This window comes from Mycetocola sp. BIGb0189 (genome assembly GCF_024810155.1).
Classification (GTDB): domain Bacteria; phylum Actinomycetota; class Actinomycetes; order Actinomycetales; family Microbacteriaceae; genus Mycetocola; species Mycetocola lacteus.
In genome coordinates this window covers 51500-64573 of the sequence record NZ_JANUED010000002.1, presented here as the reverse complement: position 1 = coordinate 64573, position 13074 = coordinate 51500, and the positions used below count along the sequence as shown (strand labels likewise).

The 13074-nt window shown below is 64.8% G+C and carries 11 protein-coding genes and 1 tRNA gene; 3 read left to right on the top strand and 9 right to left on the bottom strand.

Annotated elements, in window-relative coordinates; all coding sequences use genetic code 11:
• Nucleotides 1-10: 10 nt before the first annotated feature.
• Nucleotides 11-1450, bottom strand: a complete 1440-nt coding sequence (glmU, locus tag M2390_RS02745) for a bifunctional UDP-N-acetylglucosamine diphosphorylase/glucosamine-1-phosphate N-acetyltransferase GlmU (RefSeq protein WP_259176885.1) — start codon at nucleotides 1448-1450, stop codon at nucleotides 11-13.
• Between the two features lie 63 nt (nucleotides 1451-1513).
• A tRNA-Gln gene (locus tag M2390_RS02740) sits at nucleotides 1514-1585 on the bottom strand.
• A gap of 151 nt (nucleotides 1586-1736) precedes the next feature.
• Here M2390_RS02740 and M2390_RS02735 point away from each other — a divergent pair.
• Nucleotides 1737-2231, top strand: coding sequence for a MarR family winged helix-turn-helix transcriptional regulator (locus tag M2390_RS02735; RefSeq protein WP_259176884.1), 495 nt, complete (start codon nucleotides 1737-1739; stop codon nucleotides 2229-2231).
• A 92-nt stretch (nucleotides 2232-2323) separates the two neighbouring features.
• On the opposite strand, the gene M2390_RS02730 is transcribed toward M2390_RS02735, so the two are convergent.
• The 5 genes from M2390_RS02730 to M2390_RS02710 form a co-directional block, all read right to left on the bottom strand.
• Nucleotides 2324-2992, bottom strand: coding sequence for a methionine ABC transporter permease (locus M2390_RS02730; RefSeq protein WP_259176883.1), 669 nt, complete (start codon nucleotides 2990-2992; stop codon nucleotides 2324-2326).
• Nucleotides 2992-4020, bottom strand: coding sequence for a methionine ABC transporter ATP-binding protein (locus M2390_RS02725; RefSeq protein ID WP_259176882.1), 1029 nt, complete (start codon nucleotides 4018-4020; stop codon nucleotides 2992-2994). The genes M2390_RS02730 and M2390_RS02725 overlap by 1 nt, the downstream gene beginning before the upstream one ends.
• Nucleotides 4021-4180: 160 nt before the next feature.
• Nucleotides 4181-5086 carry a MetQ/NlpA family ABC transporter substrate-binding protein gene (locus M2390_RS02720; protein WP_259176880.1) on the bottom strand — a complete coding sequence of 302 codons (906 nt, stop codon included), beginning with the start codon at nucleotides 5084-5086 and terminating at the stop codon, nucleotides 4181-4183.
• A 104-nt stretch (nucleotides 5087-5190) separates the two neighbouring features.
• Nucleotides 5191-6393: an MFS transporter gene (locus tag M2390_RS02715; protein ID WP_259176879.1), complete on the bottom strand. Its 1203-nt coding sequence runs from the start codon at nucleotides 6391-6393 to the stop codon at nucleotides 5191-5193.
• Nucleotides 6390-7064 (bottom strand): GntR family transcriptional regulator, encoded by a 675-nt coding sequence (locus M2390_RS02710; RefSeq protein ID WP_259176878.1) that lies wholly within the window; start codon nucleotides 7062-7064, stop codon nucleotides 6390-6392. The genes M2390_RS02715 and M2390_RS02710 overlap by 4 nt, the downstream gene beginning before the upstream one ends.
• A 102-nt stretch (nucleotides 7065-7166) precedes the next feature.
• Between M2390_RS02710 and poxB the strand changes: the two genes are divergently transcribed.
• A complete protein-coding gene (poxB, locus tag M2390_RS02705; protein ID WP_259176876.1) occupies nucleotides 7167-8900 on the top strand; it encodes a ubiquinone-dependent pyruvate dehydrogenase in 1734 nt (577 codons plus the stop codon).
• A gap of 245 nt (nucleotides 8901-9145) precedes the next feature.
• Here the strand turns inward: poxB and M2390_RS02700 are convergent, their stop codons facing one another.
• On the bottom strand, nucleotides 9146-9802 hold the full coding sequence (locus tag M2390_RS02700; protein ID WP_259176874.1) for an endonuclease III domain-containing protein: 657 nt from the start codon (nucleotides 9800-9802) through the stop codon (nucleotides 9146-9148).
• Nucleotides 9799-11595, bottom strand: coding sequence for an ABC-F family ATP-binding cassette domain-containing protein (locus tag M2390_RS02695; protein WP_121687185.1), 1797 nt, complete (start codon nucleotides 11593-11595; stop codon nucleotides 9799-9801). The genes M2390_RS02700 and M2390_RS02695 overlap by 4 nt, the downstream gene beginning before the upstream one ends.
• A gap of 104 nt (nucleotides 11596-11699) precedes the next feature.
• On the opposite strand from M2390_RS02695, the gene M2390_RS02690 reads away from it, so the two are divergent.
• Nucleotides 11700-13043, top strand: coding sequence for an LCP family protein (locus M2390_RS02690; protein WP_259176871.1), 1344 nt, complete (start codon nucleotides 11700-11702; stop codon nucleotides 13041-13043).
• Nucleotides 13044-13074 lie beyond the last annotated feature (31 nt).

Genomic DNA, 13074 nt, shown 5'->3' with positions numbered 1-13074 from the left:
TTCGCGTTATTCAGTTATCTGCTGTGGGGGAATTGGCGGCCTCGGCCGCCAGTGCCGCCGCGCTTCCGGGACGCTTGGACTCGGTCCAGCCCTCGAGGTTGCGCTGCGGTGAAACGTTGATGGCGAGGCTCCCGGCCGGAACATCTTTCCGGACCACGGTGCCCGCACCCGAGTACGCACCGTCTCCAATTGTAACCGGAGCGACGACCACACTGTGCGATCCAATTCGAACATGCGATCCCACGGTGGATGCGGCCTTGTTCACGCCGTCGTAATTGGCGAAGATTGTGCCCGCACCGATGTTGGTTTCCTCACCAATGGTGGCGTCGCCCACATAGGAGAGGTGCGGGACCTTGGAGCCCGCGCCAATCTTGGCATTCTTGGTCTCGACAAAGCCGCCGATCTTGCCGTTGGCACCGAGAACGGTGCCCGGGCGCAGGAACGTGAACGGCCCCACGGTCGCGCCGGCACCGATGACGCTGTGGCTGGCCTCGGTGCGCTTGACCTCGGCTCCCTCGCCCACCTCCACGGCGAACAGGGTGGTGTCCGGGCCGATCACGGCGTCGCTTTCGATCACGCTGGGTCCGAGGATCTGCGTGCCGGGCTTGAGGGTCACATCGGGCGCCAGCGTGGCCTGGACGTCGATCCAGGTGGTGCGCGGGTCCTGAACGGTCACCCCGGCACGCTGCCAGCGCTCGATGGTCACGGTGTTGAGGCGCGCGGCGGCGGCGGCGAGCTGCACGCGGTCGTTGATGCCCTCAACCTCCCAGGCATCGCTCACCGGGAGCGCGGCAATCGCCGAGCCGGCGGTACGCAGCAGGCCGAGCACGTCGGTCACATACTTCTCGCCCTGGGCGTTATCGGTGGTCAGCGCGGCGAGCTGCTCGCGCAGCGCGGCCAGACCAAAGAGGTAGATGCCGGCGTTGATCTCGCGGGATGCCAGCTCGACCTCATTGGCGTCCTTGTGCTCGACAATCCGGTCCAGGTCGCCGGCCTCGGTGCGGATGATTCGACCGTAGCCGGTGGCATCATCGAGGATGGCCGACAGAATGGTGGCCGAGGCCCCGGTACCGCGGTGATCGGCGATCAGCGCGGAAAGGGTTTCGGCGGTCAGCAGCGGCACATCGCCGTTGAGCACCAGCACATCGCCGGCGAACCCCGCGGGCAGCGCCGCGACGGCGAGTTCCACCGCACGACCGGTGCCGGGGATCTCATCCTGGTCCACGATGATGGTTTCGGGAAGCTGTTCGGTGATCGAGGCGGCCACCAGATCACGCTCGTGGCGCACCACGGCGAGGACGTGAGCGGCCTCCAGGCTGCGCGCCGCTTCGATGACGTGACCCACGACGGTGCGGCCACCCAGCGGGTGCAGAACCTTCGGGGTGCGAGACTTCATCCGGGTTCCCTGCCCTGCGGCAAGAACGATAACGGCGAGCTGCGAATCGGTCACTCGATTCCTTTCTGAAGGGAACACCGTACCCTGCGAGAGTGCGGTGTCTAAGAGTGCACTGCGCTCCGCCTCCAGGATTCGAACCTGGACCGGACAGCTCCAAAGGCTGCCGTGCTGCCGTTACACCAAGGCGGAACACGTCGTAGGACGTGTGCGATCCCAGTCTGCCAGATTCCGACGAGTGTCGCCGCCGACAACGCCCACAAGCCGCAACTTCGGTCGCCACGAAGCGTGTGGATTTGCCGTCAATCCCCCACAACTGTCTCGAAGTCGAGATAATAGTGAGATGCCCGCACAACCGGATGAAGTCGATCTGATCGTGCGCTCGTGGGAACGCGAGCGCCCCGATCTCGATTTCGCGCCCCTGCGGGTGCTCTCCCGGGTGGATCGGCTGAGCCATCAGCTGGATGCGGCCCGTCGCGCGGCCTTTGCCGAGCCGGGCCTGGAGCCCTGGGAATTTGACGTGCTAGCCTCGCTGCGCCGTGCCGGAGCCCCCTTCACGCTGAGCCCCAAAACCCTGCTCACCCAGAACCTGGTGTCCAGCGGCACGATGACCAACCGGATCGACCGCCTGGTCGCCCGCGGGCTGGTGCGCCGTGAGACAGATCCCAACGACGGCCGCGGCATCCTGGTGGTTATGACCGCCGAGGGACGCGACGCCGTGGATGCCGCGATCTCGGCACTGCTGGCGGCCGAATCGCAGCTGCTCTCGGCGATCACCGAGCGCGAACAGGAATCCCTCTCGATCCTGCTGCGCCGCCTGGGCGTGGATTCCGTATAGCCCGTTTCAGCCAGTGCCGCCGCACCGGCTCCCGGACGTAACAACGCCCGGGTGGACTTCCGAAGAAGCCACCCGGGCGTTGTGTATGGACCCTAGCGGCGGAGCGCCTTGCGGGCCAGCCAGTTGCCAAGGAACTGGATCAGCTGCACCAGAATGATTACGATCACCAGCGCCGCATAGGTCAGCTCGGGCTTGAACTGGCGGTAGCCGTTCTCCAGCGCGAAGGTACCCAGACCGCCACCGGCGATCGTGCCGGCCAACGCGGACATGTCCACGATGACCACCAGGACGAAGGTGTAGCCGAGGATCAGGGGTCCGAGGGCCTCACCCAGGATCACCGTGAAGATGACCCGCAGCCGCGAGGCACCCACCGACCGGGCGGCCTCGATCACGCCGGGCGAGACGGTCAGCAGGTTCTGCTCCACCACTCGGCTGATCCCGAACATTGCCGCCATCGACATCGTGAACACCATCGCGGTGTTACCGTTTCCGGTGCCCACCACGATTCGGGTCAGCGGCTGAAGCGCAACCAGGAAGATCAGGAACGGGATGGGCCTAAAGATGTTCACGATCACGTTGAGGATCGTGAACACCGGACGGTTCTGCAGCAGGTTACCGGGTCGCGTTACGTAGAGGATCAGGCCCAGGACGAGTCCCAGGAATCCGCCCAGCAGCAACGCAAAACCGACGATATAGAGGGTTTCCCCGGAGGCGGTGATCAGTTTGGGGATGTTGTTAATGATGTTGGTGATATCGTCCATCAGCGGGCCTCCACGATCTCGGTCAGCGCGGAAATCTGGGCGAGGGCAGACTCGAGTGCCGCATCGTCCCCGGTCACGGCGAGGGTCAGGTGACCAAAGGTCCGGCCCTGAATGTCGTTGATGCCACCGTAGATCAGTTCAAATCCGAGTCCGGCCCGGGTCAGGATCTCAAACACCCGCGCCTGGCTGGTATCCCCGTCGAGGATCGACACGGTAAAGATCCGTCCCGGGTGACGGTACCGCAGCGTCTGCAGCTCCTCACCAACCGGGATTCCCCGCACCACGGTGGAGACAAAGCGACGGGTCGCCGCGTGCTGAGGGTTCGAGAACACCTCATAGACCTCACCGTTTTCGATGACCTTGCCGCTTTCCATCACCGCGACCTTGGTGGCGATCTGCTGGATGACGTCCATCTCGTGGGTGATCACGATGATCGTGATGCCGAGTTCCTGATTGACCTTCTTGAGGAGACCCAGCACCTCGTGGGTGGTCTCGGGGTCCAGCGCGCTGGTCGCCTCATCGGCCAGCAGTATCCGCGGCGAGGTCGCCAGCGCGCGGGCAATGCCCACCCGCTGCTTCTGCCCGCCGGAGAGCTGATCGGGGAAGGATTTAGCCTTCTCGGAAAGCCCCACAAAGGCCAGTAGCTCCTCGACTCGGCGATTCCGTTCGGCCTTGGGCACCCCCGCCACCTTGAGCGGATAGGCGATGTTTGCCCGAACCGTCTTGGCGTTGAAGAGGTTGAACTGCTGGAAGATCATGCCGATGCCCAGACGCAGCTTGCGCAGCTCACCCTCACGCATCGTGGTGACCTCGGCCCCATCCACCAGGATGCTGCCCGAGCTGGCCGATTCCAGCGCGTTGATCAACCGGACCAGGGTGGATTTTCCGGCCCCCGAGTAGCCGATGATGCCGTAGACGTCGCCCGACTGAATATCCAGGGAAACCCCGTCGATAGCGGCGATCTGACGCCTACGATCATTGGGATCCGGATAGGTCTTGGTGACGTCGGTCAAACTGACCAGTGCCATTGTTGCGCTCCTTGCTGCTGCGGTTGCGGCAAAACCGCCCAAAATACGTGTGTGGCCTCAAATCACCGAGGACTCGGCGACGCTATCACGGCCCAGACGCCCACGGGCGGTGATTGGAGAGCATGTCTCCAATCACCGCCCGGGTGTATGTGATGTCCTACTACTTGGTAGCCTTGACGGTCTTTTCGACGTCCTTGAGGGTCTTCTCCAGGTCGGCTGCCGGGATCTTGGCGAACACGGCGCTGTTGTTGTTAGCCTCCTGCACACCCTTCTTCACGGCCTCGGAGTCCTGGTAGATCTCCACCAGCTTCTTGTAGGTGGCGTTGTCCTTGTCGGCGGCGCGAACCGCGAACACGTTGACGTAGGCCTGGGACTTGGGGTCCTCGGCGCTGTCCTTGGCGATGGCCGAGCTGACATCGATTCCGGCCTTGGTGGCGAAGTCGTTGTTGATCACGGCACCGGCAACGGCCGGGTCATCCAGCTGAGCGGCCGCAAGCGAACCGTCCACGGTGATGACCTTGACCTTGGAGCCGGACTCCACGTCATCGGCGATCGAGACGATCGAGCCGCCATCCTTGAGCTTGACCAGACCGGCACCCTGCAGGGCCAGCAGCGCGCGGGCCTGGTTGGACTCGTCCTTGGGGATCGCGATGGTCGCGCCCTCGGGGATGTCCTTCACATCCTTGTACTTCTTCGAGTACAGGGGCAGCGGGTAGATTGCGGTCGAACCGATCGGGGTCAGGTCCTTGTTCTCACCCACGTTGTACTGGGCGAGGTAGATCAGGTGCTGGAACTGGTTGATGTCAACGTCGCCGTTAGCCAGTGCCGGGTTGACCTGGGGGTACTCGGTGAAACCAACGATCTCGACGTTGATGCCGGCCTTCTTGGCCTCATCCTTATAGGTTTCCCAGTACGGGTCGCTGGCGCCAACAACACCAATCTTCACGGTCTTGCCGGCATCTGCCGACGATCCACCCTCGGGGGTGGCTGCGGAGGAGCAACCAGCCAGCAGCGCAATCGCGGCCATTCCTGCGACGACTCCGGCGATTTTGTGCTTGATAGACATCTGGGCTTCCTTTCTCCGCGAGCACTTCTCACGATGGTTCAACCGTAGGGAACCCGGGCGGGATGCCGAAAACGGCCCGTAACAAACCGAGACACGAACAGGTTTTAGCCCGTGATTCCGGGGCGGAAACGCTTGCTCCCGGTGTACACGATGACCAGACAAATTACGCAGATCACGGCAACTATCGCCAACGAGAAGGTGTAGCTCATGACCGGCAGCAGCGCGGCAAGCACAGCCGGCAGTAAGAATCCTGAATAGGTCAGCGAGTAGTACACGCCGGTGAGACCGGCCAGGTCCTGTGGGGTGGCAATAGCCTGTACCCGGGTCAGGCCGGCGACCACCGTGACCCCATACGCGCAGCCCAGGATCGGTGCCACGAAGAAGGGCAGGATCGGGTTGCTCAGGATCGCGGCTACCACGGCCAGCACGATACCCAGCGACATCAGGGCCAGCCCGATACTCAGCGCCTGACCCCGGGTGCGCCCATCAAGCTTGGCCACATAGGGCTGCACCAGCGCGCCGGTACCCAGGGTCAGGACCGTAAGAATGGTGGCGTAGAGCGTGGTCCACTCCCCCATCTGGCGGGAGGCAATGGCCGGCATGATCGCATAGGCGATCCCCGCGGCGGCAAAGACCCAGGGGGCCGCGGGCACGATGACGCGGCGGAATGCCGGGCCACCCGAGGCGGGGATGCGCAGATCCTGCCACCAGTGGGTCCCCGCTTCGGGACCCGCGGTCAGGGTTTCTCGAGCGCGCATCAGCGGAACCAGGGCCACAATGCTGAGCACGGCATGCACCACATAGGGCAGCTGGGACGGATCCGGGGCCCACTGAGCCAGGATTCCGGTGACCGCGGCACCCAGCCCAAACCCGATGGTCAGGGTGAGGGTGGGACGGCGCGCCCCCGATCCGCGGGCGGCGCTCGGGTCGATGTCGGGGGCCGAAAGCTCCTTGATCCAGCTCGAACCCACCGACATCGCGATGCCCACCCCCACGCCGGCGAGCGCACGCCCGGCACACAGCAGGACAAACGAGTGCAGCCCGAGGCCCAGCATGACGCTGGCAGCAATTCCCAGCAGTACCCCGGTCACCAGCACGGGCTTGCGCCCGAAGCGGTCGGAGAGGGCGGCGGCAATCAGCAGCCCGGGAACCAGCCCGAGCACATACATTCCCAGCAGGAGGTTCGCCTGCCAGGCGGCATAGCGTCCGAGTTCCTCGTAGAGGTGGAGCAGCGGCGTGAAGTGATTCCCGCCCCAGGCCAGCAAAAACACGGCCGGGGCAACACGCCACCAGGGTGCACGGGTCACGCGACGCCTCCGGTGGAGGTTCCCCGGTCGATGTGGGCACGCACGGCGGTGCCAAAGCTCTCGGTGTCTCCGGCGGCGATCATCGCGGCCAGGCGAACATGCTCCTCGCGGAATCCGGCGGCTGCGGAGGGGCGCTCGATCGTGGCCTGGTAGATCAGACGGGCCAGGCGCGGTCCCAGGCTTTTCAGCATCTCCCCCACCACCAGGTTGCCCCCGGCCTCGATGATGCGCAGGTGGAAGGCCACGTCGTTCTGGGCAAAGCACAGCAGGTCACCCTCGACGAGGGCCTCCTGCTGGGCGGCGATGCACGCATATAGGCGGTCCAACAGCGCAAGCTTTCCCGCGTCATCATCGGCCAACAGCTCGACCGCGCGGGTCTCGCACATCGCCCGTACATCCAGCAGATCCCGCCGTTCCTTTGGGGATACGGCGGTAACCAGGGCACCCTTTTTGGGCATCAGGCGCACTAGACCCCAGGTGTGCAGTTGCAGCATGGCTTCGCGAGCGGGGGTTCGGCTGGCACCGTGGGAGTCGGCGAGGGTTACCTCGGTGAGCAGGTCGCCGGGACCATACCCGCCTTGGACGATACTTTTGGCGGTCGTGGCGGCGATTTTCATAGCCACTGAGCGGCTGTGATCACCCTCCCACGGCAACAGGATTGATTCGGTCACGTCGCCACTGTATCAGAACCATGCATTGATGCATGCATTAAGTTCACCCGTCGCGAGTAGGGTGGAAAGGGATAACGATCATGTAGCGCGGGAGGATTTTTAATGCCAAGCATTGCCGAAACCATCGTCGAAACGATCAAGGATGCGGGAGTCAGCCGGGTATACGGGCTCCCCGGAGATTCACTCAATGGGTTCACCGACGCCCTGCGTAAGGACGGCACCATCGCCTGGCAGCACGTGCGCAATGAGGAGGCCGCGGCGTTCGCGGCGGCGGCCGAGGCCGCCCTCACCGGTGAGATCACCGTGTGTGCGGGCAGCTGCGGACCCGGCAACACCCACCTCATCAACGGGCTCTTCGATGCCAACCGCAGCCGGGTTCCGGTGCTGGCTATCGCCGCCCAGATCCCCAGCGCCGAGATCGGCAGCGGCTACTTCCAGGAAACCCACCCACAGGAACTTTTCCGCGAAGCCTCGGTCTACACCGAGCTGGTGAGTGTGGCCGAGCAGGTGCCGTTTGTGATCGAGCGGGCGATGCGGATGGCGATCGAGCTGCGCGGTGTCGCGGTGGTGGTCATCCCCGGCGACATTCTGCTGCAGTCCACCCCGAATACCCGCCGCTCGGCCCCCATCGTGCACGCCCCGCGGATTACCCGGCCCACCGATGCGCTGCTCGCCCAGGCGGCCGAGATCCTCAACGGCTGCGAGGACGTCACGATCCTCGCCGGTGCCGGCACCGAGGGTGCCCATGATGAGGTGATCGCGCTGGCAGCCAGACTCAAGGCACCCATCGTGCACGCGCTGCGCGGTAAGGAGTTCATCGAATACGACAACCCCTACGACGTGGGCATGACCGGCCTACTGGGATTCTCCTCGGGCTACCGGGCGATGGAGAACGCCGAGGTGCTGCTGATGCTCGGGACAGGGTTCCCCTACCGTCAGTTCTACCCGTCCAAGGCGAAGATCATCCAGGTCGATATTCGCGGGGAAAACCTCGGTCAGCACACCCCGATCGATCTGGGGCTGGTGGGATCGGTCAAAGACACCGCCGAGGCGCTGCTTCCCATCCTGCGCGAACGCACCGACTCCAAACACCTCGACGCCTCCCTCAAGCACTATCGGAAGGCGCGAAAGGGCCTCGATGAGCTGGCCACCAACGATCGCGGTCGCACCCCGATCCATCCGCAGTACGTGGCCAAGCTGATCAGCGACCTGGCCAGCGAGGACGCCGTGTTCATCCCCGACGTGGGATCCCCCGTGGTGTGGGCCTCCCGCTACCTGGAAATGAACGGCAAGCGCCGCCTGATCGGATCCTTCAACCACGGCACAATGGCCAACGCGGTTCCCCACGCCATCGGTGCCCAGTCTGCCTTCCCCGAGCGCCAGGTGGTCGCGCTCTCCGGCGACGGCGGACTGGCCATGCTGCTGGGTGAACTGATCACGCTGCGCCAGCTGAAGCTTCCGGTGAAGATCGTGGTGTTCAACAACTCCTCGCTGAACTTCGTGGAACTGGAGATGAAGGCCGCCGGGTTTGTGACCTACGGCACCGGACTCGACAACCCCAACTTCGCCGAGGTCGCGACCGCGATCGGGCTACACGGTCAGCGTGTGGAAAGCCCCGACGATCTTGAGGGCGCGCTGCGCACGGCCTTCGAACACGACGGCCCCGCGCTGGTTGAGGTGATGACCGCGCGTCAGGAACTCTCGATCCCGCCAACCGTGACCGCCGCCCAGGCCAAGGGCTTCACCCTGTACGCACTGCGCACAATCCTCTCCGGCAACGGCGAAGAACTGCTCGACCTGGCCGAGACGAACCTGTTCCGTAGACTCTTCAACTAGCCAGCGCACAATACAGTCCCCTCAACCGGACAACGGCGAAGAACTGCTCGACCTGGCCGAAACCAACCTGTTCCGGAGACTCTTCAACTAGCCAGCGCACAATACAGTCCCCTCAACCGGACAACGGCAAGGAACTGCTCGACCTGGCCGAAACCAACCTGTTCCGGAGACTCTTTAACTAGTCGACTGCACACCCGTGGGCATCCCGAATTTCCGGGGTGCCCACGGTCGTTTCGGCGGGCGTCTTAGCGCGCGGGGAACAGCTCGGCCGCCAGCACGTCCCAACCGCCTAGGGAACGGGCGTGTTTGCCCGCTTCAACGATCAGGCCGTGAAACTCCCGATACTCGGACACGCTGAAACCGGCGGCCTCAACCGTCGCGGTCAGCGCGCGACGGGCGGCCGGGTAGCTGCCGGGAACCGAATAGCCCACAGCGGTGAGCATCCGGCGGGCGTAGGTGTCCCAGATAAAGGCCGGGCGGTCAAAGGCGTAGAGGCCGATCACGTCGGCGGTCTCGGGGCCGATGCCCGGTAGCGCGAGTAGTTCCTCGCGGAGCTCGGCATCGGTGCGCGAAGACACCCCACCGTTCAGGCTGTCCGTTTCGACCACCCAGCGCGCGAGGGCCACCGCCGAGCGCGACTTGGCGGTCATAAAGCCGCTGGGCCGGATCACCTCGGCCAGCTCCTCGGCCGGGATTGCGGCGAGCGCCACCGGATCCAACAGTGCGCGCTCCCGCAGCGCCCGAATCGAGGTTTCCACGTTGCGCCAGGCGGTGTTCTGCACCAGGATCGCGCCCACCATCATCTCGAAGGTCGATGCTGCCGGCCACCATCCCTCGGCGTCAAAACGCCCGCGCAGCGTCTCAAAGATGAGACGCTGCGCGGACGGAACAGCCAGACTCACGAACCCAGCAGGTCCGAAAGCTCAAGCCAGCGCTCTTCCAGGCTGGAGATATCGGCCGAGAGCTTCTGGGTCTCCTCGGTGATCTTGCCCAGGCCCGCGTAATCGCTCTGGTCGTGCTCGGCCAGGCGTGCGTGGGCCGCATCGATTGCGGCGGTTGCCTTCTGGATCCGACGCTCGATCGAGGCCAGCTCCTTCTGCGCGCGGTGCAGCTCGCCACCGCTCAGGCCGGGCTTAGCCGGGGCCGAGCTGGCCTGCGAGGTCAGCTCCTCGGGCTTGCTCGCCGAGGCCGGGGTCGCGTTGCGGATGCGCAGGTACTCGTCCACGCCGCCGGGCAGGTGACGCAGGTCGCCATCCAGTACCGCATACTGCTGATCGGTGACCCGCTCCAGCAGGTACCGGTCGTGCGAAACCACCAGCAGGGTGCCGGGCCAGGTGTCCAGCAGGTCCTCCATGGCCGCGAGCATGTCGGTGTCGAGGTCGTTGGTGGGCTCATCGAGGATCAGCACGTTGGGCTCATCCAGCAGGATCAGCAGCAGCTGCAGGCGGCGCTTCTGACCACCGGAGAGGTCCTTCACCGGGGTCTGCAGCTGAGCGGAGGCGAAGCCCATCTGCTCGAGCAGCTGGCCCGGGGTCATCTCCTTATCGCCGGCCTTATAGCTCGTGCGGTAGCGGCCGATCACGGCCGAGACGCGCTCGTTCTGAATGTCTTCCAGCTCGGCGAGCTGCTGGGTCAGTGCGGCGATCTTCACGGTCTTGCCGCGCTTGACCACACCGGAGGTGGGCTGCACCTCGCCGGTTACCAGGCCCAGCAGGGTCGACTTTCCGGCACCGTTGACACCGAGGATTCCGGTGCGCTCACCCGGGGCGATACGCCATTCCACGCTCTTCAGGATCGTCCGATCGCCGTACTTCACGCCGGCATCCAGCAGGTCCACGACGTCCTTACCCAGGCGCGAGGTCGCCATCTGGCTCATCGCCACGGTGTTACGCACCGGCGGGACATCGGCGATCAGGGCGTTGGCAGCCTCGATCCGGAACTTCGGCTTGGCCGTGCGTGCGGGGGCACCGCGGCGCAGCCAGGCGAGCTCCTTCTTCATCAGGTTCTGACGCTTGCCCTCGATGGTCGCGGCCATCCGGTCGCGCTCCACGCGCTGCAGCACGTAGGCGGCATAGCCACCCTCGAAGGGTTCGATGATGCCGTCGTGCACCTCCCAGGTGTCGGTGGACACCTCATCGAGGAACCACCGGTCGTGGGTGACCACCAGCAGGCCACCCTGGCCCGGGATCCAGCGGTTCTTCAGGTGTCCGGCCAGCCAGGACACACCCTCGACGTCGAGGTGGTTGGTGGGCTCATCCAGGAACAGCACGTCCCAGTCACCCACCAGCAGAGCGGCCAGGGCGACCCGGCGGCGCTGACCACCGGAGAGGGTGCCGATCTCGGCGGTCCAGGGCAGATCGGACAGCAGACCCGAGATCACGTCGCGGATCTTCGGATCACCGGCCCAGATGTACTCCTCGGTGTCGCCGACAATCGCCTGGGCAACCGTCATGTCCGAGTCCAGGATGTCGCGCTGATCGAGGTAGCCGATGGTCACCCCGCGGCGACGCGTGACCCGACCCGAATCGGGTTCGATCCGGCCGGCCAGCAGCTGCAACAGCGTGGACTTGCCATCACCGTTACGGCCGACGATACCGATCCGGTCGCCCTCATTGACCCCGGCAGTAACCTTCTCGAAGATTACGCGGGTGGGAAATTCTAGGTGGAGCGATTCCGCTCCCAACAGGTGAGCCACCCCTCAAGCTTAGTCGTCCCCGGCATTCTCCCCGCGCGGTCACAGAGATTACTCGACATCACGCGATAGGCTTAATTCTCCGTGCACCCCCGATTTGGAGCCTCGTGACCGATCCGAACTCTTCCCGCGCCGCCGTGAGCCACGCGGCCGGACTGACTCCGCGCAAACGTCTGCGCCGCCAGATCGCACTCGCCGTGGTGAGCACCCTGGTGCTGCTGACCGCCGGAACCGGTGCCTTCGCGCTGTATGTGTATCAGGACCTGAACAACAATATTCACCGGTCTCCAATCTCGATGCCCAGCGGCAAGCCCGAATTTGGTGCCAATCAAAACACCGATGAAACCAATATCCTGATCATGGGTCTGGACAGTCGGGTGGATCAGAACGGCAAGCCGTTCCCCGAGGAGATCTACAACGCGATCCACGCCGGAGACCAGGGTGATGGCGGATACAACGCCAACGTGATGATGCTCATCCACATCCCCGCCGGTGGCGGCCGGGCGCAGGGAATCTCCATCCCGCGCGATGACTACGCCGAGCTGGCCGGTCACCCCAACGGGGTAAAGATGTCCAAGATCAAGGAGGCCTACGGCCTCGCCCTGGACGAGAAGCTGCGCGAGCTCGTGCGCGGCGGCATGAGCCGCGATGAGGCTTATCAGGAGGCCCGTACCGCCGGGCGTCAGGCTCAGATCAACACGGTGTCCAACTTCCTCGGCGGCGTGCGGATCGACCACTTCGTGGAGATCACTATGGCGGCCTTCTACCAGGTCGCTCAGGCGGTGGCTCCGATCCAGGTGTGCCTGAACCAGGCCACCGAGGACAAGTACTCGGGAGCGAACTTCCCGGCGGGCATGCAGGAGATCGACGCGCAGCAGGCCATGAGCTTTGTGCGTCAGCGGCGCGACACCGGTAAGTCCGGTCTGGAGCTGACCGACTTTGACCGCACCCGTCGCCAGCAGGCGTTCATGGTGTCCCTCGCCTATAAGCTCAAGCAGGCGGGCACCTTCACCAACCCCGCCACGATCACCAGCCTGGTTGGCACCGCCAAGCAGTACATCGCGGTGGATGACGGATTCGAATTCCTGAGCTTCGCCCAGCAGGCCTCGAGCCTCGCCGGGGGAAACATCACCTTCACAACCCTGCCGATCACCGGCTATGCCAAGCGTGATGGCAAGGACGTCAACCTGGTGGACCTGGACCAGATCCACGCCACCGTGGCCCAGCTGCTCGGCACCACCCCCTCCGGCAGCGCCACCCCCGAAACCCCCGCCACCGGCGGCGCGGGCGCCGGCACCGCCGAGACCCCGAAGACCCCGGAAACCCCGCAGGCTCCCGCCTCCGAGGCTCCGGCCACCCCGGGCGCCCCCTCCTCCGAGGCTCCGGCAGACAACACCTACCACGACTGGAAGGAGCCGCTGCAGGCCGGCTCCATCCCCTGCGTGAACTAGTCACGACACCACAAAAGACCCACGGGATTTC

Coding starts and splice junctions, on each gene's coding strand:
- M2390_RS02720 (WP_259176880.1), bottom strand. CDS start 5,086: ATGTCTATCAAGCACAAAATCGCCGGAGTCGTCGCAGGAATGGCCGCG.
- M2390_RS02735 (WP_259176884.1), top strand. CDS start 1,737: ATGCCCGCACAACCGGATGAAGTCGATCTGATCGTGCGCTCGTGGGAA.
- M2390_RS02730 (WP_259176883.1), bottom strand. CDS start 2,992: ATGGACGATATCACCAACATCATTAACAACATCCCCAAACTGATCACC.
- M2390_RS02725 (WP_259176882.1), bottom strand. CDS start 4,020: ATGGCACTGGTCAGTTTGACCGACGTCACCAAGACCTATCCGGATCCC.
- poxB (WP_259176876.1), top strand. CDS start 7,167: ATGCCAAGCATTGCCGAAACCATCGTCGAAACGATCAAGGATGCGGGA.